Annotated in this window: 22 protein-coding genes; 1 reads left to right on the top strand and 21 read right to left on the bottom strand. The window is 46.9% G+C overall.

Translation table 11 applies throughout. From position 1 onward, the window contains the following. Positions 1 to 137 precede the first annotated feature (137 nt). The 13 genes from V7R82_RS04015 to zapA form a co-directional block, all read right to left on the bottom strand. Positions 138 to 815: an MgtC/SapB family protein gene (locus V7R82_RS04015; protein ID WP_035364214.1), complete on the bottom strand. Its 678-nt coding sequence runs from the start codon at positions 813 to 815 to the stop codon at positions 138 to 140. Between the two features lie 112 nt (positions 816 to 927). Continuing rightward, positions 928 to 1,374: an ATP synthase F1 subunit epsilon gene (atpC, locus tag V7R82_RS04010; RefSeq protein ID WP_291427649.1), complete on the bottom strand. Its 447-nt coding sequence runs from the start codon at positions 1,372 to 1,374 to the stop codon at positions 928 to 930. A 13-nt stretch (positions 1,375 to 1,387) separates the two neighbouring features. After that, complete coding sequence (atpD, locus tag V7R82_RS04005; protein WP_291431010.1) at positions 1,388 to 2,845, bottom strand: F0F1 ATP synthase subunit beta; 1,458 nt, start codon at positions 2,843 to 2,845, stop codon at positions 1,388 to 1,390. 3 nt (positions 2,846 to 2,848) lie between these two features. Further along, a complete protein-coding gene (gene atpG, locus V7R82_RS04000; RefSeq protein WP_338543545.1) occupies positions 2,849 to 3,790 on the bottom strand; it encodes an ATP synthase F1 subunit gamma in 942 nt (313 codons plus the stop codon). 22 nt (positions 3,791 to 3,812) lie between these two features. After that, positions 3,813 to 5,333 (bottom strand): F0F1 ATP synthase subunit alpha, encoded by a 1,521-nt coding sequence (atpA, locus tag V7R82_RS03995; protein ID WP_023391927.1) that lies wholly within the window; start codon positions 5,331 to 5,333, stop codon positions 3,813 to 3,815. Then, a complete protein-coding gene (locus V7R82_RS03990) occupies positions 5,334 to 5,891 on the bottom strand; it encodes a F0F1 ATP synthase subunit delta (protein WP_291453923.1) in 558 nt (185 codons plus the stop codon). Continuing rightward, positions 5,888 to 6,400, bottom strand: coding sequence for a F0F1 ATP synthase subunit B (gene atpF, locus V7R82_RS03985; protein ID WP_070755100.1), 513 nt, complete (start codon positions 6,398 to 6,400; stop codon positions 5,888 to 5,890). The genes V7R82_RS03990 and atpF overlap by 4 nt, the downstream gene beginning before the upstream one ends. A gap of 39 nt (positions 6,401 to 6,439) precedes the next feature. Beyond that, positions 6,440 to 6,655 carry a F0F1 ATP synthase subunit C gene (gene atpE / locus V7R82_RS03980; protein ID WP_023391924.1) on the bottom strand — a complete coding sequence of 72 codons (216 nt, stop codon included), beginning with the start codon at positions 6,653 to 6,655 and terminating at the stop codon, positions 6,440 to 6,442. A gap of 34 nt (positions 6,656 to 6,689) precedes the next feature. After that, the gene (atpB, locus tag V7R82_RS03975; protein WP_070755101.1) at positions 6,690 to 7,409 is read right to left on the bottom strand and encodes a F0F1 ATP synthase subunit A; all 720 of its coding nucleotides are present in this window, start codon (positions 7,407 to 7,409) and stop codon (positions 6,690 to 6,692) included. A 396-nt stretch (positions 7,410 to 7,805) separates the two neighbouring features. Next, positions 7,806 to 8,117: a thioredoxin gene (trxA, locus tag V7R82_RS03970; protein ID WP_268442598.1), complete on the bottom strand. Its 312-nt coding sequence runs from the start codon at positions 8,115 to 8,117 to the stop codon at positions 7,806 to 7,808. A gap of 74 nt (positions 8,118 to 8,191) precedes the next feature. Continuing rightward, a complete protein-coding gene (locus V7R82_RS03965) occupies positions 8,192 to 10,546 on the bottom strand; it encodes an endonuclease MutS2 (RefSeq protein ID WP_314975996.1) in 2,355 nt (784 codons plus the stop codon). A gap of 20 nt (positions 10,547 to 10,566) precedes the next feature. Further along, on the bottom strand, positions 10,567 to 11,133 hold the full coding sequence (locus V7R82_RS03960) for a CvpA family protein (RefSeq protein WP_268442592.1): 567 nt from the start codon (positions 11,131 to 11,133) through the stop codon (positions 10,567 to 10,569). A gap of 30 nt (positions 11,134 to 11,163) precedes the next feature. Then, on the bottom strand, positions 11,164 to 11,502 hold the full coding sequence (gene zapA, locus V7R82_RS03955; RefSeq protein ID WP_268442589.1) for a cell division protein ZapA: 339 nt from the start codon (positions 11,500 to 11,502) through the stop codon (positions 11,164 to 11,166). 166 nt (positions 11,503 to 11,668) lie between these two features. Here zapA and V7R82_RS03950 point away from each other — a divergent pair, with 166 nt between their 5' ends. Then, positions 11,669 to 12,580, top strand: coding sequence for a DMT family transporter (locus tag V7R82_RS03950; protein WP_268442586.1), 912 nt, complete (start codon positions 11,669 to 11,671; stop codon positions 12,578 to 12,580). A gap of 271 nt (positions 12,581 to 12,851) precedes the next feature. Here the strand turns inward: V7R82_RS03950 and V7R82_RS03945 are convergent, their stop codons facing one another. From V7R82_RS03945 to V7R82_RS03910, 8 genes are all read right to left on the bottom strand, one after another. Continuing rightward, positions 12,852 to 13,283 (bottom strand): DUF3378 domain-containing protein, encoded by a 432-nt coding sequence (locus V7R82_RS03945; RefSeq protein ID WP_314760949.1) that lies wholly within the window; start codon positions 13,281 to 13,283, stop codon positions 12,852 to 12,854. A 349-nt stretch (positions 13,284 to 13,632) separates the two neighbouring features. Then, positions 13,633 to 14,592: a ribonuclease HIII gene (rnhC, locus tag V7R82_RS03940; RefSeq protein WP_314975995.1), complete on the bottom strand. Its 960-nt coding sequence runs from the start codon at positions 14,590 to 14,592 to the stop codon at positions 13,633 to 13,635. Between the two features lie 167 nt (positions 14,593 to 14,759). After that, complete coding sequence (locus V7R82_RS03935; RefSeq protein WP_314975994.1) at positions 14,760 to 15,503, bottom strand: class I SAM-dependent methyltransferase; 744 nt, start codon at positions 15,501 to 15,503, stop codon at positions 14,760 to 14,762. A gap of 111 nt (positions 15,504 to 15,614) precedes the next feature. Then, a complete protein-coding gene (locus tag V7R82_RS03930) occupies positions 15,615 to 17,216 on the bottom strand; it encodes an ATP-binding cassette domain-containing protein (RefSeq protein ID WP_070755109.1) in 1,602 nt (533 codons plus the stop codon). Continuing rightward, a complete protein-coding gene (locus tag V7R82_RS03925) occupies positions 17,213 to 18,811 on the bottom strand; it encodes an ABC transporter ATP-binding protein (RefSeq protein WP_314976030.1) in 1,599 nt (532 codons plus the stop codon). The genes V7R82_RS03930 and V7R82_RS03925 overlap by 4 nt, the downstream gene beginning before the upstream one ends. A gap of 475 nt (positions 18,812 to 19,286) precedes the next feature. Continuing rightward, positions 19,287 to 19,895 carry a 30S ribosomal protein S4 gene (gene rpsD, locus V7R82_RS03920; RefSeq protein WP_023391913.1) on the bottom strand — a complete coding sequence of 203 codons (609 nt, stop codon included), beginning with the start codon at positions 19,893 to 19,895 and terminating at the stop codon, positions 19,287 to 19,289. A 238-nt stretch (positions 19,896 to 20,133) separates the two neighbouring features. Further along, positions 20,134 to 20,688, bottom strand: coding sequence for a DNA-3-methyladenine glycosylase I (locus tag V7R82_RS03915; RefSeq protein WP_070755111.1), 555 nt, complete (start codon positions 20,686 to 20,688; stop codon positions 20,134 to 20,136). Continuing rightward, positions 20,688 to 21,389, bottom strand: a complete 702-nt coding sequence (locus tag V7R82_RS03910) for a 5'-methylthioadenosine/adenosylhomocysteine nucleosidase (protein ID WP_338543532.1) — start codon at positions 21,387 to 21,389, stop codon at positions 20,688 to 20,690. The genes V7R82_RS03915 and V7R82_RS03910 overlap by 1 nt, the downstream gene beginning before the upstream one ends. Positions 21,390 to 21,405: the final 16 nt, after the last annotated feature.

Genomic DNA, 21,405 nt, shown 5'->3' with positions numbered 1-21,405 from the left:
ACTCTGAGCTACTTGGTTCATCCTGTGGAAGCTTTCAGCCTGAGGCTTCCTCTCTGGATTAGGCGGTTGAACCCCTTCTCTTCATCGTCTCTTATGTGAATACACTAAGTGTAGCAGAAAAGTTGGGTCATGACAAGCTATTCATTAATCGAGACAAGGCGAACTTTCATAATATCCGGATTGGTGGATAATTCTTCGATTAATTGGACGTGGGTAAGGTCCTTAGGCAAATGAATGGTAAAGGTATTGCGGTAAATCTTCTTGCCGTCTACATTGGTCACATCGAATTGAACATCGGTTAGCTCAATGTGATGAGTCTTGAAGAAATCGGCAAAGAATTCCTTGGTAGCTACGCGATGGACATAATGGATTTCGAGACGCTTAACATCCGGGATACGGACAATAAAACGAATGACCGTTAGGGAAAAAATAACCCCTAAGAAGGTCAAACCAGCAATTTCATAGTAACCCATACCGAGGGCTATCCCCAGCGCCGCAGTTGTCCAGAGGGAAGCAGCCGTGGTCAGGCCGGCTACCCTTTGCTTGGTAACCACAATGGTCCCAGCACCTAAGAAACCAATCCCGCTGACGATAGGGGCTAATAAACGCACTTGGTCTACCGAAATTTGAGGGTATTCATTTATTTTTTGATAGAAGACCGCCGCTTGAATCATGGAGATAGCGGTAGCTCCGATACAGACTAAAATATGGGTACGCAGACCAGCCGGCCGGTTCTTACGTTGGCGATCATAACCGATAACTCCAGCGAAGAGGATGGCCAGACAGAGTCTGACTAAAATAACATAAGCTGACATGAGCGCTTCCTTTCTGACTTTAAATAACAGTTCATTATAGCCCATCCCACTTAAAAATGCGAGTTACTTGCCCTCTCAGGCATGAAAAAAGGGCTGATATTCAGCCCTTTTCCTAGAGCCCCCGCTTGCGGCGGAAGGCCGTAATCTTGTTCATTGCCCGGTCCAATTCAATCTTAGCCTTGACAAAGGCCTTGTTATCATTGTTAGCAATAGCTTCTTGCATATTAATCTCGGCTTCTTGTTGTTCCACACTTACTTGAGCTTCATCAATGTCTTTCCCACGAATAGCATAGTTAGAGATAATCTCTACTTCATTGTTGCGCATTTCCAAGACGCCACCATTAATGGCGATAAAGTCATCGGTAAAGCCTTCATGCACCCGCACCACCTTGACAACGCTAAGTTCTAGCGGTGCCAAAATTGGCGTATGGTTAGGTAGAACGGTTAGGCCACCATCTACTGCCCGAACACTACAGGACAGGGCTTGGTGATCGTAGATAACCCCTTGAGGCGAGTAAATGCGTACCCGCATGGTATGCTGGTCCTTTGGATTGGCCATAGTGGTCACCTTCTTAATCTAAGCCTGCTGGCAAGTCAACGCCCATTTTACGTGCCTTCTCAATGGCTTGGCTAATTGGCCCCACATTACGGAAGGCTTCTTCAGGTAAGGCATCGTACTTACCGTCCACAATTCCTTCAAAGCCATGAAGGGTTTCTTCAATTGGCACAAAGGAACCAGGAATCCCGGTAAAGGCTTCGGCTACGTGGAAGTTTTGCGATAGGAAGAATTGGAGACGACGTGCACGTTTAACCACGATTTTCTCTTCGTCAGATAATTCTTCAATCCCCAGAATGGCAATGATATCTTGCAACTCACGATAGCGTTGCAGAATCTTCTGTACCTTAAGCGCTATGTTGTAGTGGCGTTGGCCGACAATTTCTTCTGCCAAGGCACTTGAAGTGGAAGCCAGTGGATCCACCGCTGGGTAAATCCCTTGCTCGGTCAAGCGACGTTCCAAGTTGGTAGTCGCATCCAAGTGGGCGAAAGTTGTGGCTGGTGCTGGGTCCGTATAGTCATCGGCAGGCACATAGACGGCCTGGATAGAGGTAATGGACCCATTCTTAGTTGAGGTAATCCGTTCTTGCATGGCCCCCATTTCAGAAGCCAAGGTTGGTTGATAACCTACGGCAGAAGGCATCCGGCCCAGTAAGGCAGAGACTTCAGAACCCGCTTGGGTGAAACGGAAAATGTTGTCGATGAAGAGCAGTACGTCTTGTTTGAGCTCATCACGGAAGTATTCGGCCATGGTCAAACCAGTTAAGACAACCCGCATACGGGCACCAGGTGGCTCGTTCATTTGGCCGAAGACCATGGCGGTCTTCTTGTTAACCCCGGATTCACGCATTTCGAAAACTAAGTCGTTCCCTTCACGCGTCCGTTCGCCGACCCCAGTGAAGACCGAAATCCCACCTAATTGTTCGGCAATGTTATGAATTAATTCTTGAATGAGGACGGTCTTCCCTACCCCGGCACCGCCGAAGAGGCCGATTTTCCCCCCTTTGATATAAGGGGCTAAGAGGTCGATGACCTTAATCCCGGTCTCAAGAATGGTATAACTAGAACTTAATTCTTCAAAAGTTGGTGCTGGACGGTGAATCCCTCGCACCTCATGGTCACCATCAAGGCGACCCATATCATCAATTGGTTGACCTAAGACGTTGAAGACCCGGCCTAGGGTCACTTCCCCTACCGGCACTTCAATCAAGCGGTCTGTATCCAGTACGGCTAGCCCACGCTGGAGCCCGTCGGTAGATTCCATGGCGATGGTCCGCACCACCCCATCCCCTAAGTCTAAGGCGACTTCCAGGGTAATGGATTGGGACAGGTCTACATCTGACAAGTCCATTGCTTCACTGACGGGTTGACGGGTGACCACCAAGGCATGGTGGATATCAGGCACCCCATTTTCAACCGGAAAAGCCACATCGACAACTGGGCCGATGACTTGCTCAATTCGTCCAATCCGCATGGTCTAATCCTCCTTCTTCTTATTATCATTCAGGGCATTGGCCCCATTGATAATCTCTAAAATTTCATTGGTTACTCGTAATTGACGTTCTTGGTTGAATTGTTGCCTCAAGGCGTCAATCATCTCATTGGCTGCGTCTGTCGCACTGCGCATGGCGTTCATACGACTGCCGTGTTCAGCCGTCTTGGCATCGACAATGGCCCCATAAATCTGACTCTCCGCAAACTGTGGCAGGAGCACGTCTAGCAAGGCCCCTTGAGAGGGCTCTACTAGATAGTCAACATTGGCCATATCATCCTCATCCTCATCTAAGACATCTAAATCAGTCAAAGGCAAGACCTGGTCAGCCCGGAATTGGGAACTAACCGCGTTAATATGGTGATTGTAGCAGACATAGAGGGCATCGAAGGCCTGCTCCTTGAAGAGCTTGACCGCCCGCTTGACGATGGCTTGTACCTCACCGAAGGTTGGTCGGTCAGAAATGTCATGCATTTCCTTGGCAACATAGTAGCCGTTCTCGCGACAAAACTTGGCAATGGGCTCCCCAATGGCCAAGACCACAATCTCACTCTTGTCGGCATGGTCTTCTTCAAACATCTGTTGGACCGCCTTGATGATGGAGGAGTTGTAGCTCCCCGCCAAACCACGGTCTGAGGAAATAATCAGATAGCCGGTCTTCTTAACGGGACGCTCTAAGAGCATATCGTGAAAGTCGATATAGTTGAGCCCGTCTTGACGAATGGGCACCCCATCGTCTAAGAGCTCTAACTGAGACTTGGCCACATGGGAGACCATCTTGCGCACTTTCTCAGCATAGAGGAAGTAATCCTTGGCGTCTTGGGCCATCTTGTTATACTTGGCAGCCGACACCATCCGCATGGCATTGGTGATTTGGGCAGTCTTTTTAGTGGACTCAATCCGCTTTTTAATTTCATTTAAAGCCATTTATGTCCGCCCCTCCTCAGGCTTAGTCAGCGACCAAAGGCCGCGCACTCAATGGTTGGAAGCGTTGGCCAAATTCAGCCAAGATGCTATCCATGAGCTGTTGATCAGGTAGAACCTTCTTAGTCACAATCTCATGCAAGATAACATCGTAGTTATCTCGGAAGAAGGTCATAAGTTGGTCTTGATAGTCTTCAATCATTTCCAGTGGCACAGAATCCATATAGCCATGAATCAAGGCATAGAGGATGACCACTTGTTCTTCAACTGGCAAGGTCTTGTGCAGCTTCTGCTTGAGCACCGCTACGGTCCGCTTTCCACGGTTGAGCTTGTGTTGGGTTGCCGCATCTAGATCTGAACCGAACTGAGTGAAGGCTTCTAATTCACGGTAGCTAGCCAAGTCAATCCGCAAGGTCCCAGAGACCTGTTTCATCGGTTTGAGCTGAGCTGCTCCCCCTACCCGGGAAACTGACAGACCAGCGTTAATAGCAGGTCGAATACCCGAGAAGAAGAGATCACTTTCCAGGAAGATTTGACCGTCGGTGATGGAAATGACGTTGGTTGGAATGTAGGCTGAAATATCCCCAGCCTGGGTTTCCACGATTGGCAGAGAGGTCAAGGACCCACCACCTAAGGCGTCACTGAGTTTGGCACTACGCTCTAAGAGGCGTGAATGCAAGTAGAAGACGTCCCCTGGATAAGCTTCACGACCTGGTGGGCGCTTGAGCAGGAGGGACATTTCACGATAGGCTGCAGCTTGCTTAGATAGGTCATCGTAGACCACCAAGACATGCTGACCATTATACATGAATTCTTCCCCGATGGCGGTCCCTGAATAAGGCGCTAGGTAAAGTAAAGGCGCAGGTTGTGAGGCAGAAGCTGTCACGACGACAGTATAGTCCATGGCCCCATATTGTTCTAAGGTGTTGACCAGGTTCTTAACGGTGGATTCCTTCTGACCAATAGCCACATAGATACAGATAACATCCTTACCCTTTTGGTTGATAATGGCATCAACCGCTAAGGAAGTCTTCCCTGTCTTACGGTCCCCGATAATCAGTTCCCGTTGACCACGACCAATTGGTACTAAGGCGTCAACAGCCTTAATCCCTGTTTGCATTGGTTCATTCACACTCTGGCGGTCCATGATACCAGGCGCAGGTGTCTCAACTGGACGGGTCCGGTTGCTGTCAATCCGACCTAAGCCATCAAGTGGACGACCCAGAGGGTCCACAACACGCCCCAATAAGCCAGGACCTACTGGGACTTCCATGATTTTACCCAGACGGCGGACTAAGTCACCCTCGTGGATATTCTCGTACTTACCGAAAATGATAATCCCCACGTCATTGGATTCTAGGTTTTGCACCATGCCGATAGAGCCATTGGCGAACTCGACCATCTCACCTGACATGACATTCTCTAGACCAATAACACGGGCAATCCCGTCACCGATAAAGGTGACCGTCCCGATTTCTTCTAAATTGTCTTGCGATCTAAAGCGGCGGATCTGTTGACGTAAACGATCTTCTAAACGCTCTGTCATCTACGATTCATCTCCTTGTAACCAGCCTTTTTCTAAGAAGGCACGTATTTCTCTTAATTTCTTCTGCCCTGTCACTTCATAGTAGAAGGTCTCTGACTGTAGACGCACCCCAGTAATCAAGCTAGGGTCGACCACCGTCGTAATGCGACGCAGAGGCTTCTTAGTAATTTCCATGAATTTACGGGTCATCTTTTCCTTCTCATCTTCAGTCAAAGGCACGGCACTGGTAATCATCAAGGTCTCAGAACGGACTTGGCGGCGACGTTCATCATGGTTTTCATAACCACTTGAAATTTGCGCCATGAGCTTGTCTAAGAGACGGTCCTCATACTGGGTCCGGTTCTCGTCCCGAACCTGATCCGCATCAGACGATTCCCCTGCTTGATTACTAGCCGCAGCCTGGGCGACCTCACCATGATAGGTTTCCAGGTATTCTTGTTGCATCTTGCGCAACAATTTCTCTTCGAAGGTTTTCTCCCGCTTCTTCTTAGCCTCTTCCATATCAGCAATTTGAGGACGCTTGAGAGAGACAGAGGCTTGCTTTACTTCTTCTGTCATGATATATCATCCATTCCTTCAATAAAGTCGTCCACTAAACGGTGATAGTCTTCTGGTTTGATTTCCCGTTGGATAATCTTCTCAGCAATCTCAATGGAGATGTCAGTCAATTCTGCCCGTAAGTCACTTAACATACGGCGACGTTCCAAGGCAATATCCTTCTGAGCGGTCTCCTTCATGCGGATAACCTCTTCTTTTGCTTCCTTGAGCATGGTGTCTTGAACTTGCAGGCTTTGTTTCTTAGCTTGCAAGATAATTTGAGTTGCTTCCGCCCGTGCGTCACGCAAAGCTAATTGCGCATCACGGTTGGCGTCTTGGGCAGCTGCCTTTTCAGAAGCAGCCGTCTGAATGTCGTGGTCAATGACCTGTTTGCGCTCTGACAAAATCTTAGTCAGCGGGCCCCAGGCAAAGTGTTTCACGATGAGAAGCAAAATCACGAAGGCCACCAAGGTAACAATGGTATGGCCCAACGAGGTATTGATACTTGTATTTAATAACAGCGTGTTCATATATAGCCTCCCGAATTTGACCTTCAAGTGTCAGCTGGCTTATTTGAAGGCGAAAAGTAATGCGATAACGACCGCAATGATTGGCACGGCTTCAATCAGACCGACACCCAAGAACATGGTCATCCGTAATTTACCTTCCAATTCTGGTTGGCGAGCGATTGATTCGATGGTCTTAGAAATAACCATCCCGTTCCCGATTGATGCCCCTAATGCAGCGAAGGCAACAGCGATTGCAGCAGCGATTGCGTAATCCATAATATATCTCCTTTAATCAATAAATATAGTCAGTTTATTCGTGTTCCGTCTCAACCTTATGGGACATGTAAACCATGGTTAAGGTGACGAAGATGTAGGCTTGAATGGAACCTACAAAGAGTGAGAATCCTTGCCAAATAATTTGGATCAGAATCCCAACAGGCCAAGTGACTAGACCGGCAGAGGTTGCCAAGTTAGCAATCAAGCCCAGTAGGACTTCACCCGCGAAGATGTTCCCGTAGAGCCGTAAGGCCAGGGTAATCGTGTTGGTGAACTCTTCAATGATTTTCAACGGAATCATGGCCTTCATTGGCTTGGTATAGCCGTTAATCAGATAACCCTTGAAACCTTGTTTCTCAACCCCAATATAGTGGGAGAGCAGAATCATTAAGGCTGCCATGGACAAGCAGACAATTGGGTCAGCCGTCGGGCTACGCCAATAGGAATGTTCGCCATAGTTAAGCATGAATGGTAAGCCTAACATGTTAGCCACGAAAACAAACAAGAGCAATGTCAGCCCAAGTAGCTGGTACATTTGGGCATTGGGATCCGTAATGGCCCCACCCACGATACCGCGGACAAAGTCGATGATGGTTTCTAGGAACAATTGCGGTTTACCCGGTTGGTCAACCGACAGTTTACGCGTACACCAAACGCACAAGCCCCATATCAGGAGCACTGTCGCAATGGTCGCCAGCACTGTATTCCAACTGAAGGCTAAGCCAAAGAGTTCAAATATGCGTGATTCTTCCACACGTCTTCCCTTCTTTCCTCCATTGTATTTTTTGTGCGTTCGTAAGAGATTGACTACAATTCCATAGAAAAGCACACATTATTACTCTACTATATCACTTTCAAATCTGCTTGACAATTCAAGTGACCGCTTCCAAAGAACGAATTTTAGTCTTTGATTTTTTTATAAAATATTTGTTCGTTTAACATTTCGATACTAGGTGTCTCAAGACCTGATATAATGACCTCAGGCCCTATAAAAAGACACTAAAAATACATTTGCTCCCAGGGCCTCTTATCTATAGTTTTTTCTTATAGATAGGGGCTAATGACCTCCTATTTGGACGACCAAAAAAGGCGAACTCACCTGGGAGTCGCCTCTTGGCTTCTAAGCCAGCTAGCTCACAGGCTAATCGACTTATAAGTATTGTGCTAGAATGGCTTCTAACTTAGCTTGGTCATGGTAGCCGATGAGTTTTTCAACGGGCTGACCATCTTTCTTAACCAAGAGTGTTGGAATAGACATGACGCCAAACTCTTGAGCTACTTTTTGCTCTTCATCTACGTTCATCTTGAAGAATTCTACTTGACCTTCATATTTCTCGCTGAGCGCATCGATAACTGGCCCTTGCATACGACAAGGTCCACACCATGGTGCCCAAAAGTCAACAACGGTTACGCCTTCTGCAGTTGAAGTTAAAAATTCAGCATCTGTTAAATGTTTTGCCATAATACAGACTCCCCTTTTGCTTGTGATACTCCTATTGTATCACTGGACTGTGAGGACGCCTATTTTTTTGCTCACTACTTGAAATAAACGATGGTCGAACCATTACCACCTGCATTGGCTGGCGAATATTCGAAGCGGTCAACCTGAGGATGTTTGGCTAGGTCTTCCTTAACTCCCTGTCTCAGCGCCCCGGTCCCCTTACCATGAATAATGGTGACCATAGGATGGTTGGACAGTAGCGCCGCATCCAAGTATTGGCGCAGTCGATAAAGGGCTTGCTCATAGCGTTCGCCTCGCAGGTCTAAGCTAGTCTGCACCTTAGGTCCTGCTTGGCGGTGAACATTGACCTTGGTCTTGGTCTCCACTTGATTGAGCGGTTCTAGTTCTTCCTGCTCAAACTTCATCTTAAGAATCCCCATTTGGACAATGTATTCCTTGCCCTTGACTTCAATAATAGTCCCGCGTTGGCCATAGCTTAAGACCTCCACATCGTCCCCTACCTTGAGTTGACGGTTGTTCTTAGCCTTCTTAAGGACCTTATTCTTCTTGAGATTTTCGGGTTGCTTGAGTTGCTCAAAGCCAGCTCGTTTCTCAATCAAGACATGCTCCTTGATGGTCTGATTCTGGCCTTGTTCTAACTGCAAGTCACGAATCTCTTGAATCAAGGCTTCGGCTTGCGCCTGAGCCTGGGCCACCTTGGCATTAGCTTCTTGCTTGGCCTTGTCTTGCAGGCGTTCCTTGGCTTCTAACCAGCGGTTGTATTCATGACGCAAATCGGCATGTAGCTGTTGGGCCTCTTCCAACAATTCTTGGGCTGCTTCATGGTCTAACTCAGCTTGACGCCGCTCTTCTTCAAGCTTGGCCACCATGTCGTTGAGGGCTTGGCTGTCTTCCTTAATCCCTTGACGGGCTTCCGCCAAAATACTTGGATCCAAACCCAGACGCCCCGAAATATCAAAGGCGTTGGACCGGCCCGGTACCCCTAACAAGAGGCGATAGGTTGGCGACAGGGTCTGGGCATCGAATTCCATGCTGGCATTGAGGGTATTGGCTGTCTCATGGGCATAGAGCTTAAGTTCAGGATAGTGGGTGGTCGCCATGACCAAGGTCCCGATTTTACGCAAATGGTTGAGGATGGCCATGGCCAGGAGGGCCCCTTCTTGAGGGTCCGTCCCCGAACCCAGCTCGTCAAAGAGGACCAAGGACCGGTCGGTCACCTGATTCAAGATGCTGACAATATTAGTCATGTGGGAACTAAAAGTGGACAGGTTCTGCTCAATGGACTGCTCATCTCCGATATCGGCATAGACGGCATCAAAAATGCCCAGGCGGCTCCCCGCCTCAGCCGGGATATGGAGCCCAGACTGCCCCATCAACTGTAAGAGACCCAGCGTCTTAAGCAAAATAGTCTTCCCACCTGTGTTAGGTCCGGTAATAATCAGGGCTTGATAGTGCTCACCCAAAATAATGTCGTTGGGCACAATCTTATCTGCTGCAATCAGGGGATGACGAGCCTGGTAGATGGCCACGATTTGCTGATCGGAGAATTTTGGTCGAGTGGCCTCTAGCGACTTGGCATAGTGGGCGCGGGCTTGGATATAGTCCAGGTGAGCCACAACCCACTCGTTGCGCTTGAGTTCTTCTTGATAAGGCATGAGGGCCTCAGACAGAGCCATTAAAATCCGTTCAATTTCTTGGCGTTCGGCTCGTTGCAATTCAGCTCGCTTGTTGTTAAGCTCCATGACAGACTGGGGCTCAATATAGAGTGTCTGGCCCGTTGAAGACTGGTCGTGGACTGTCCCGCCAAATTGATGCTTGTACTCGGCCTTGACCGGCAAAACATAACGGTCATTCCGCATAGTGACCAAAGCATCAGACAATTGGCTGGCCTTGGACTTAAGCAGTTGGTTGAGTTGCAGGCGGATTTGCTGCTCCATCTGGCCTTGTTGGCGACGGATGCTGGCCAAGAGAACCGAAGCCGATGAGAGGACCGAGCCATCTTCGTCAATGGCTTGGGCCAGTTCTGCTTCAATTTCTGGCAAGGTCACCACTTGGTAGACCCAGGCCGTAAGGGCTGGATAGGTCTTCTCTTCGGCTGCCAACTGGTCGAAGAACTTCATGAGTTGGTGGATGGTCGATAGGAGCTTGGCAATACCGGCCAGTTCCTGGCCATTAAGGCTGGCGCCTAATTCCAAGCGTTTAAGCGCCATGTCGATATTGACTAGGCGTGGAATCGGTAATACTTTTCCCTGCATCAAAATACCGAGCGCTTGCTCGGTTTCTGACTGCCATGTTTGAATGGTATCCAGCTGGTCGCTAGGCGCCATGGCTTGAACCAGGCGCTCAGCCGACTCGGTCTGGAGATAATGTTGCACGGCTTGTTTGATTTTACCGAATTCCAAGGTGCTAAAAATCTTCTGATCCGTCACCTTGAATTCCTCCTTTTATCTTAACGGTTGTTGTTGTTATTGTTGGGATTGGCCTGGAGCCAGAGGCGGTTGGCCATATCAGATAAGACAGGTGTCTGAGACACGACCCGATAAGCAATCGGGTTATTAACGAATTGTTGTTGGATGCCTTCTAGCGGTACCAAGGATAAGGTAAAGAGCGAGAAGAAAATCCAGATATAGGCGATGAGGACACTAATTAGCCCGCCCCCGATGTGGTTAGCCCATTTGAAAACTTCATAGAAGGCTAGCTTACGGAAGAAGAGGCTAATAAACTCAGTCACTAACCAACCTACCACCACAATGGCAATATAGGCCACGACCCGATAGAAGGCCTGGTCGATGACGAAGCTAGTGGCTTGGTCATAGAAGGTCATTTGGGTATTCTGTTGAACTGATGGGAAAGGAATAAAGTTAGAGATAAAACGTGCCAATGGTTGATAGTGGCGATTGGCAATGGTCATGGCGATGACAAACCCAATCAGACGCACCACTTGCATGACCAAGCCACGGCGATAACCGCGGTAGAAGGCATACAAGAGAATCAAAAGCATGAGTAAGGTTAACATGAAGGAATTCCTCCTTAATTACATTCTGTATTACTTTCTGGTAAAGGGAACCTGAGGGCTGGCCTTCTTAGGCTCGGCTACTGGCGATTTAGGAGCCTGAGCTTGAGCGCTGCCCTTGCCTTGTAGACTTTGGAGCTGAGCTTCCAATTCTGCAATGCGCTGTTCCTTAACTAGTTGATCAGATAAGGCATTGACCGACATGAGGATGGCCCGATCGCGTGCCGACATATCAGGGGCTAACTCAGCTAACTGAGCCAATTGGCTGTTAACTAATTCTACCACCTGATTGAGGTGAGTCGCTGAGCGATTTCCCACAATCGTATATTCGGTACCTTCAATTACGGCGCGGAAACGTCGTTTATTTTCCATGAACAGTCACTCCTTAGCTTGATTAACCTTAGTGTATCAAAAAATAAGTACAAAAGAAACTAAAAGCAATTCTGCCAATAAGTCTCTCTGACTGGGCAAAAGGGTCATGACAAGGACTGAGAAATTGTGTATACTGATAAGCGTTGAAAACAAGGAGGAAGAGACCATGACGGCATTATGGAAAGGACGACTTTATACGATTTTGGGGGCAGCCTCTTGGGGCCTATCGGGAGTCTGCGGTCAGTACTTGATGCAGACAGCCCAAATTCCGGCGCGGATTGTCGTCTCAATCCGAATGTTACTAGCGGGTCTCATTATGATGACCTATCTCTTGGCCTGTCAGCGGCCCCTACTCAAAGCGCTAAGCCAAGATAAGCGCAGCCTAGTCCAGCTAGTCATCTTCGCTATCTTTGGCATTGTCCTCTGTCAGCTGACCTATCTGGAAGCCATTGGCGCCTCCAATGCCGGGACAGCCACTGTCCTTCAATATACTAGCCCTATTCTGGTCATTGCCTATGTCAGCCTCAAGACCCGCCAGGCTCCAACTGGCCAACTGCTGGCTGCTATTGCTTTGGCCATTCTGGGCACGGCTCTGATTGCCACTCATGGCGACATCACCAGCCTGAACCTAACACCGGCTGGCCTAAGTTGGGGCTTAGTAGCTGCTGTCGGCTACGCCCTCTACACGGTCTTGCCAGCTGACCTCTTACAGCGCCACAATGCCACCTTGGTGACTGGCTTAGGCTTACTACTTGGTGGTGCTAGCCTCTTCCTGGCTAACCAGACCTGGACCTATCCAATTGACTGGCAGCCACTGACTATTCTTGCTATGGCGGGCTTAGTGGTGGTGGGCACCCTCTTGGCCTACACCCTCTTCCTTAAAGGAGTCGCCTTGGTAGGACCTATGGAAGCTTCTCTTCTAGGGGCCTCAGAGCCCATCTCTGCTGTCTTTTTCGCCTTCCTATTAATGAGCGAGCACTTCTACCTGATTGATTTATTGGGCATGGTCCTAATTATCGCGGCCGTTGTCTGGGTCTCCCTGCATCCCAAGGCGGCACCCCATCCGGTTAATAACTAGAAAAAGCGACCTGCTTACTTGACTAGTAAACAGGTCGCTCTTCTTTTGCCTCTAGCCTACTTAAGCTTGCGCGCTAGAGCCAGGGCTTTTTCTGTATTTTTGAAGTGGAACTTGGCCGTTTCTCTTAAGACATCAGGGCCGAACTTTTTAATGAGCTTGGCTGCAAAAGCATCCACATTGGCGCCTGCCCCACAACACAAAAATAATACCGACTTACCCTATTCATAAAAACAGAGTCAAAGCATCTATCACTTTGATTCTTTAGGATGCATTATTTCTTTTCTCTAAAGTATAAATACAAAGTAACCGAAGAAGAGATAATGAATCCTAAAATTATAGTCATAAAAATTGTGAAATTTGAAGGAATTCCTTTTTTATTTAGCGCACGCCAAAAATACCCTATAGCTTTACTGGAGACAAAAAAGATAATAAGATCTACAATCAAGTAAATAAACTTTTTGGAGCTCTTTCTAGCATTTTGACTCTGCTCATTTTTTTCTTTCCACTTTTCTACTAATTTATCTACATCATCCTGGCTAGCCCCCTGGAATCTAACTGTCCCACTCTGAAACGCTGTGATAGTAACACCATTCACTTTAGCAAAAAATACAGAATGTTCAACTGGATCTTGTAAATATTGTTCATAATATTTTTTCATTCCTTGGATTTCTTCCAATTTTAATGTGATACTCTTCTCTGCCATTTAATTTTCCACCTCACCATACTCAGATGTTAAAGGAAATGCACTTTCTCATTTTTACACTATTGAATTATTCTTATTTAATCTTATTATGGTATTATACGGTATTCCAAAGCATAAGTAAATCATTCGCTTAATGAATTGTTCATTCTGAATTACTAAAGAGGTGTTTTATGATTCCTGAGTTATTACAACAATTACATGATGCTAACTCACTTCCTTCGTAAATCGCTTGCATAAGCGCTATAATACAAGCTTCTTGATAGTCACGCACCTAAAAAAACACCATAAAAGCAAAAAAGAGACCTGCTTACCTCACTGGTAAACAGGTCGCTATTCTTTTGCCTCTGGCCTACTTATGCTTATGAGCTAGGGCCAGGGCTTTTTCCGTATTCTTGAAGTGGAGCTTGGCCGTTTCTCTTAAGACATCAGGTCCGAACTTTTTAATGAGCTTGGCCGCAAAAGCATCGACATTGGCGCCTGCCCCTGAGGGTAGAACGACATCATAAGGCGCTCCAAAGGTGGTTAGGGACTCTAGGAACCAGGCCCGAGCAATAATAGAGGCACAGGCCACAGCCAAGTGGGCACTTTCCCCCTTCTCAGCGAAATAGAGGCCCTTGGTCAGGGGATGAGCTTCCTTCTTAAGGTAGTTAAAATAGTTCTGAGGACTGGTAAACTCATCAATCAGAACCCCTTGCAGGGCCAACTTCTGGCGGGCAGACAGCTTGGCCAGCAGCTTCTGAATGGTAAAGTTATGGAGGCTAACCTTAATGGCATTGGCATTGCGGGTCTTATTGGCCTCATTATACTTGGCTGGCGAGCAAATGGTCAGCTCATGGGTCAGAACTTGCCGCAACTTAGGGGCTAAGTCCAGAATCTGATCATCCGTCAGGAGCTTGGAATCCTTGACGCCCAGGCCTTCAATCTTGGCCCGATCACCGGCATCCAGGTAGACGGCGCAGACCGTCAATGCCCCAAAGTAGGAGCCATTGCCCACCTCGTCGCTGCCAATAATGGTCCAGTTAGCGAAGTCATCCGGTAGGTGACTGTGTTTAGCTGGTTTAGTCTTGGCCGAAGTGACGCTTTTTTTGGTGGCTGGAGACGAAGTCGCCTGCCCCTGCCAGCGGGCTAGTTGGGCTTCCACATCCTTGCCCTGAAAGAGGACCTTGCCACTGGCATAGGCTGTAATGGTGACCCCGTCGACTTGGGCGCGGAATTCACTATGAGGCACCGGCTCTAGCAGGTAGTCGGCGTAACTTGCTTTCATTTGGGCGCGGGTGGCTGCGTCCATTTGGAGAGTGACTGAGGCCATGGGCAGGCTCCTTTCTATATTAGGTAATCTCTTCTAGTATTGTACCTAGCAAAAAACACGCCGTCAACCGGCGCCTTGTTTCGTGTTCACTGTAAGTGAGGGGGACTTAGTCGCGCTGATACAGACCGCACTAATACTTCATCTAAGACCGTGAAAGGATTAGGCCTTCACCCTTCCCTGACCGCCCGAATCACGAGAAAATCCGGCCGATGACGTGTGTCTTCATATCGGGGATATTGTGCACGTACAGCAGGACTGCCATGTGGTTCCACGATTTGTTGGAGACGAAAGCCATTGTCCAAGAGGGTGTTAATCAAGGTTTCGAAGGTGCGGTGGTACTTGATCACATGGTCGACCAACCAGTCCGTCTGGCGCTGACCCTCATGGCTATAGTGGGCAATGTTGGCATAGCGCTTCTGCCCAGCCTTATCATACGTCCAGCGCTCGCCTGTCTCATGGCAGGTCACCAGCGGGTGTTCCTGGGAGAAGACCAGCACTCCACCGGGTGCTAACAATTGGTAGATGTCCGCCACCAACGCAGGGTAGTTGGCCACATAATGGAAGGCCAAAGAACTGACCACCACATCGAAAGGCCCCTGTAACTGGCTTATGTCTTCCATGGCTAGACGTTGATAGCGAATAGCAGGGTGGGCATGCTGATGTTGGGCCAAGGCCAGCATCTTCTCGGAGAGGTCAACGCCTAGCACGTGTGCTGCACCACGCTCAATGAACAGCTGGCAATGATCACCCGCGCCACAGCCGAGATCCAAGAGGCGTTTGTCAGTTAGATCAGGCAATAACTGCATGAGCGCAGGAGTCTCGATTAAGTCATTGGCATTATCCTGACGCTGGCGTATCTGCTGGTAGCCAGCGAAGAAATCCGGTTGATCATAGATGTTTTGTCGCGACATAATCAGGCTCCTTTCTATATTGGGTTATTTCTTCTAGTATTGTACCTAGCAAAAAACACGCCGTCAACCGGCGTGTTTTCTATTAGTAGGGAATCTCAAATAATTCCTGCCTTAGTTAACAGGTATGCGGACGAAGTCAGATGGTAAGCTAGTGTCCCGGTGAGTGGCAACAATTACCCCCTGATCGGTCTTTTGATAATATTCAACTAGTAGCTGCTCGAGTTCTACATCTAATGACGCAGTCGGCTCATCTAATAACAAGAAACTCGCCTCTTTAACAAGGGCACGCGCGAAACCAACCCGTTGAATCTCTCCTTCCGATAAGTTCTGGTTAGCACCAGAAATTACCAAAGTATCCAAACCATCATCGAGTCGCTCAAGGAGTGATGTCAAACCAGACAGCTCGATAATACGGTTAAGGTCCGCATCCGAAAGCTGCCTACCTAGAAGTATGTTCTCTCTAATCGTATCTTCGATCACTACATTGTCTTGTGGTACGTAGCTGACTACTGCACTCAATCTATCACTTGCCACACTATTGCCATCCAACTCAATAGTCCCACTATGGCTAGGGTAAATACCTGCTAATAGCTTCAAGACGGTACTCTTGCCAGAACCACTTGCTCCCATCAAAGCGTATTGTGTTCCCTTTTCAAATTTGGCTGTTAGATGCTCCAACACCGTATGGTCGCTATACGCAAAACCCAAATCCACTAGAGATAATACACTACCTTGGTGGATTCCTCCCACTTCCGGCTGGCTATAGTGTTCCTTCTTGAAAGTCATAATGCGTTCAGCACAGACTTTAGCCATCAGGTAGTCACTGTAGAGGCTAGGAAGGTTGAAGAATACCCAGGTAAAGTATCGATCAATAATCATAAAACTAAATAATTGACCGAGTGTTAATTCACCTCGAACCATCAGGATAAAAGCCAGAGAAATCCAGCTAGTCGTCATCACAAAACCTAATCCAATACTTAAAGATTCGAGTAAGGCACGATGTCTCTGTCGCTGATATTGCTGCTTTCTATAATGAGCGTGATATTCCTCAAATAGTTCTTCTGTATAGTGCTCAGCTCGGTGCGCTCTAATCAGGGGAATTTGCGACAAAATCTGGACCATAAGGGGTTGAAGGTCCTCTTCCGCTGCTTGCTCGTCCTCCTTCGCTGCTTGTAACCTAGGGCCGATTCCCTTCATCAACAAACCACCTATGAATGATAGGCAAAGGATCCCTAGCGTCAATTGCCAGTTGGTGCGCATTCCATAGACCACAGCCAGAAGAAAACTCGCTAATCCAATCACCATCTCGAACAGAGTTGTCGACAAGAAGTAACTACATTCTTTTATGTCATCCATTAGCAGTGTCAACCAGGGACCCATGCCGCTTTTATCAATTGCTAGACCATCCGTTTGCTCCAGATGACTAATGAAGTAGCCAGTCATTTGGCCTTCCAAATACAAATTGCTTTTTACTTTGACACGTTGCGTTAGGCCAATCCCGATTGACAAGAGAATATTCAAGGCAATCACCCAAAAGCATAGTTGCCAGTTGAATTGATATGGAGGATTTGTTGCTGCACTAACCAGGGGATCATACAAATAACCAGCGACAATCCTCATGATTGCCACTCCAACACTTAAGGCTAAGGATAAAAACAGCAAGCTTAAGCTCTTAATCTTAGTTTGCTTTAGTAAATGACTAAATTGTTTCATAAGCTTTGCACCTCAATCACTCGATCATTGGCTTGAATCATATCTGAAGTATGTGTCACAATTATAAATGAATGATCTCTTAATTCTCGCAAGCAAGTCATTAAGTAACCCTGATTTTCTCGATCTAGATCTGAGAAGGGCTCATCAAGTATTATCCAATGCGCACCTGAAAGCAAAGCACGCGCAACAGCTAAGCGCCGTATTTGCCCATTCGATAATTTTATATCCTCGCCATAGACAGTATCCAGCCCCTTAGGTAGTTGCTGAATGACCTCCCAAATATTTAGTGCGCTACATACTTCTTTAATTTGCTGATCACTGACTGTCCGCCCCATTAGCAAATTAGAACGCAGACTGGTGTTAAAGAAAGTCACTTTTTGTGGCACATAACCTATCGTCTCTTGCCCTAGCTCTTCATTAGCTTGGTCAAATACAATACGCCCCTCATGAGGCACATAGACACCGAGAATTAAATTTAAGAGTGTAGACTTACCTGACCCGCTAGGCCCCACTAAGAAATGAATACCCTTAGGTTCAAACCTAAAGTTAACCTGATTAAATACTTGCTTATCTTGGTAGGAGAAACTGACATTTTCTAATGTGATGCCTTTTCCTGCCTTCTCCGGAAGTTCTTCCCTTGTTTGTGCTTGCCCAGAAGCTTGGTCGTCTAACCATTTTGTTGATACACGTTTAGCAGAGGATCTGTATTGGACAAAATAGTTCCATAAGGAAGGTAAGTCTGATAAAGGATAGATGATTGATCCTAGTCCGGCATTCCAGATACCCAATAAGACTGCCATTTCTAACTGTCCCGCAATTACAAGATATAAACCAAGCGCTAATGAAATAATCTCAAAGGTAATCACGCCACCTTCTGTTAAGCTTAGACTATTGGCATAGTAGCCATTGTATTGATTAAAGTGCTTTTCACGACTAGAAAAGAACTTCACTTGCTTCCGGTATAACCAGTCACTTATCTTAAAAATTTTAACAATCGGCATAATCCGGAAGACTTGCTCATAAAAATTGTAGTTTTGGTCAGCCGCAACCATATAGTCCTCGTAGGCCATCTCCATTTTCGATGTGAGCAGATAGTTGCCTAAGCCGATAAGCAAACCTCCAAATATGAAGACAGAGCCAATAACTTGGTTCATCGACATGACATAGACGACGCCAACAAGCAGGGATAAACTGGTGTCCAAAAGAGGAAGCAAGCCACTCGATAGAAAGAGCGAGATATTGGTAGCATCTGTATGAATTAAATTAACCGCTTCTCCCTCTGTTGTTTGTTCTTGACTATCGCGTTTATTGATAAAGGATTGGATTAACTTCTGAACAATGAATTGACTTGTTTCCTGAAAGACCTTAGCCAGATTAAGGCTATAGACGTAATAGAAGAAGATATAAAGCAAGGCCCCACCTATCATATAAGCGGCGACCTGAAACAATGTCCCCTGAGCGCCCTCCTCTATAGTTCCCAGTCCTAATTGCGTTAAGTATGAGAATAAGACATTAAAGCCACTGAGATAAAGCCTACATACTAATAAGAGGAGTAATTTTGACTTGGCGATATTAGACAGTACCAACCTAAACATAGGTTTCAACCTCCTTTAGTGGATTCTATATTGGCAACCATAACTGAAATCGAGCGCTTTGACTGGAGTAAGTCCAAGTAACTTCTTAGATAAAAATTAATCAAGCTAGTCACTACATCATCTCCATCAATCTCAAAAGAGAGATAGGTAGTTGTAAAGTTTTATGCCACTAATTTATCATTTAAATTAAGTTGAGTCAACATTAAATTCTAATCTTTTTTTAATTTTAATCTGAGAGTTTTTGCCCTGAGTAAAGCTAATGATTAATTGCTATCATTTAAATAGATCAATTTTCAAACTTGTCCCTAGCTATTAGATAGGATTTCGATAAATTGCATCATGTTTTCATTAATTTATCTTACCTAACAATCTCACTCTCCAAGGCAATTTAATGTCTTTCTATCCCCCTTCCCTTTCACTCTGATAGAACAAAAAAAACACGCCATCAACCGGCGTGTTTTCTTAAATACTAGGCTTAGCCTAATTTGTTGTAGTATTCAACGACGAGGGCTTCGTCGATTTCAGCGTTGAGTTCGCTACGTTCTGGTAAGCGAGTCAAAGTCCCTTCGAAAGCAGCTGCATCGTAAGAAACGAAGTCTAAACGAGAAACAGTGTTTTCCAAAGCTTCCTTGATGATTGCTAAGTCGCGAGAAGATTCACGCAAACCAATCACTTGACCTGGTGTTACCAAGTAAGAAGGAATGTCCACACGCTTGCCGTCAACAGTCACGTGACCGTGGTTTACTAATTGACGAGCTTGACGACGAGTGGTAGCAAAACCTAAACGGTATACCAAGTTATCCAAACGAGTTTCCAATAAAGCCATGAAGTTTTCACCGTGTTTACCGGTTTTGATCTTACCAGCTTTGCGGAACAAGGTCGCGAATTGACGCTCGTTCATGCCGTAAGTGTGGCGTAATTTTTGTTTTTCTTGTAATTGCAAACCATACTCAGAGATTTTCTTACGTTGGTTGCCGTGTTGACCTGGTGCGTAGTTGCGACGTGCTAACTCTTTACCAGTTTCAGATAATGAGATGCCTAAGCGGCGAGATAATTTCCAAGATGGACCTGTGTAACGAGACATTCTTGAATTCCTCCAATAAAATAGATTTTTGTTTGGAGTAAAATAATCCTAAAAAACCGAATGCGTGCAGGTGATGTGAGGCGTTCGCTTTTCTGCAGCCGCAGTTACTAACCTACCCCAAGGGGCAATCAACTGTTGACGCGCTTTCCTTTTTTATGCTGCATTATTTTACACTCTTACGATTATAGCAAATTCTTTTGGCGCTGACAAGTCTTGTCACGCAAATATTTTAGCCTGGTCACTCCAACTTAAAGTCACAGGACTCTAGGTGGTCATTCACCATTCCCACTGCCTGCATAAAGGCATAAACAGTGGTTGAACCCACAAACTTGAAGCCCCTCTTCTGCAGGTCTTTACTTAGCTTATCCGACAAATCTGACTTGGCTGGCACCTGGTCTATTGAAGTCCAGTGATTGATAAGGGGCTGACCCTGGACAAAGCTCCAAATATAGTTGGAAAAAGAACCAAACTCTTTCGAGACTGCCAGGTAGGCTTTGGCATTGGTGGTGACGGCCTTAATCTTCAGACGATTACGTACCACACCAGGATCGGCTAACAAGGCCTCCCATTTGGCTTCATCATACTCGGCCACTACTTGAGGCACAAAATCATCATATGCTTGGCAGAGGGTCTCCATCTTAGACAAAATGGTTAACCAACTGAGACCTGCTTGCATGCCTTCAAGGACCAGCATCTTAAAGAGATAATGGTCGTCATAAGAGGGCACGCCCCATTCGGTGTCATGATAGTGAGTCTCCAAAGCATGCTTGGTGGCCCAATCACATCGTTTCATTAGATAACCTCTCCCATACGCTCCAAGAGTTCCATGACCAAGCTAGCAGATTCCTTACCAGCTAAGAGAATAAACTCATCAAAAGTGATGTTAGCCTGGTCATCGGCAGAGTCCGAGATAGCCCGAATGACCACACAAGGTGTCTTGAGCACATAGGCCGCTTGGGCAATGGCGGCCGACTCCATTTCACAGGCTAAGGCCTCAGGGAAATTGGCCTTAATTGGAGCCTGTTGACTTGGTCCCGCTACGAAGGCATCACCTGAGACAATCAGGCCCCGATAGACTTGCTTGCCCTTAGCCTGATAGAGTTGGGCTGCCAAGTCTGACAAGGCTGAGTTGGTCTCATAGGCAGCTGGCATACCAGCCATTTGACCCATTTGATAGCCAAAGGCTGTCACATCCGCATCATGATGGCGCAGTTGATCTGCTACCACCACGTCCCCTACCTTGAGGCCGTGGCCCAGGGCGCCGGCGCTTCCGGTGTTGATGACCAGGTCCACATCAAAAAGCTGCTTGAGCAGGGTCACCGTCATGGTAGCATTGACCTTCCCAATCCCAGATTGGACCAAGACCACGTCCTGGCCAGATAGTTGACCTTGGTAGAAGGTATAGCCAGCTACAACTTGCTCTGATTCCTGCTGGAGGGCTTGTTTGAGTAGGCGGATTTCTTCTTCCATAGCGCCAATAAGTCCGATTCTCATAGATTAACTCCTTCTT

The sequence above is a fragment of the Abiotrophia defectiva ATCC 49176 genome (assembly GCF_037041345.1).
Classification (GTDB): Bacteria; Bacillota; Bacilli; order Lactobacillales; family Aerococcaceae; genus Abiotrophia.
The sequence above is the reverse complement of the archived record's forward strand: the minus strand, read 5'-3'. Positions and strand labels throughout refer to the sequence as shown.

Coding starts and splice junctions, on each gene's coding strand:
- atpD (WP_291431010.1), bottom strand. CDS start 2,845: ATGCGGATTGGACGAATTGAGCAAGTCATCGGCCCAGTTGTCGATGTG.
- zapA (WP_268442589.1), bottom strand. CDS start 11,502: ATGGAAAATAAACGACGTTTCCGCGCCGTAATTGAAGGTACCGAATAT.
- V7R82_RS03935 (WP_314975994.1), bottom strand. CDS start 15,503: ATGTCGCGACAAAACATCTATGATCAACCGGATTTCTTCGCTGGCTAC.
- V7R82_RS04015 (WP_035364214.1), bottom strand. CDS start 815: ATGTCAGCTTATGTTATTTTAGTCAGACTCTGTCTGGCCATCCTCTTC.
- V7R82_RS03960 (WP_268442592.1), bottom strand. CDS start 11,133: ATGTTAACCTTACTCATGCTTTTGATTCTCTTGTATGCCTTCTACCGC.
- V7R82_RS03945 (WP_314760949.1), bottom strand. CDS start 13,283: ATGGCAGAGAAGAGTATCACATTAAAATTGGAAGAAATCCAAGGAATG.
- atpA (WP_023391927.1), bottom strand. CDS start 5,333: ATGACAGAGCGTTTAGAAGATCGTTTACGTCAACAGATCCGCCGCTTT.
- atpC (WP_291427649.1), bottom strand. CDS start 1,374: ATGGCCAATCCAAAGGACCAGCATACCATGCGGGTACGCATTTACTCG.
- trxA (WP_268442598.1), bottom strand. CDS start 8,117: ATGGCAAAACATTTAACAGATGCTGAATTTTTAACTTCAACTGCAGAA.
- V7R82_RS03950 (WP_268442586.1), top strand. CDS start 11,669: ATGACGGCATTATGGAAAGGACGACTTTATACGATTTTGGGGGCAGCC.
- atpF (WP_070755100.1), bottom strand. CDS start 6,400: ATGAACACGCTGTTATTAAATACAAGTATCAATACCTCGTTGGGCCAT.
- rnhC (WP_314975995.1), bottom strand. CDS start 14,592: ATGGCCTCAGTCACTCTCCAAATGGACGCAGCCACCCGCGCCCAAATG.
- V7R82_RS03925 (WP_314976030.1), bottom strand. CDS start 18,811: ATGTTTAGGTTGGTACTGTCTAATATCGCCAAGTCAAAATTACTCCTC.
- V7R82_RS03990 (WP_291453923.1), bottom strand. CDS start 5,891: ATGACAGAAGAAGTAAAGCAAGCCTCTGTCTCTCTCAAGCGTCCTCAA.
- V7R82_RS03910 (WP_338543532.1), bottom strand. CDS start 21,389: ATGAGAATCGGACTTATTGGCGCTATGGAAGAAGAAATCCGCCTACTC.
- rpsD (WP_023391913.1), bottom strand. CDS start 19,895: ATGTCTCGTTACACAGGTCCATCTTGGAAATTATCTCGCCGCTTAGGC.
- atpE (WP_023391924.1), bottom strand. CDS start 6,655: ATGGATTACGCAATCGCTGCTGCAATCGCTGTTGCCTTCGCTGCATTA.
- V7R82_RS03930 (WP_070755109.1), bottom strand. CDS start 17,216: ATGAAACAATTTAGTCATTTACTAAAGCAAACTAAGATTAAGAGCTTA.
- atpG (WP_338543545.1), bottom strand. CDS start 3,790: ATGGCTTTAAATGAAATTAAAAAGCGGATTGAGTCCACTAAAAAGACT.
- V7R82_RS03915 (WP_070755111.1), bottom strand. CDS start 20,688: ATGAAACGATGTGATTGGGCCACCAAGCATGCTTTGGAGACTCACTAT.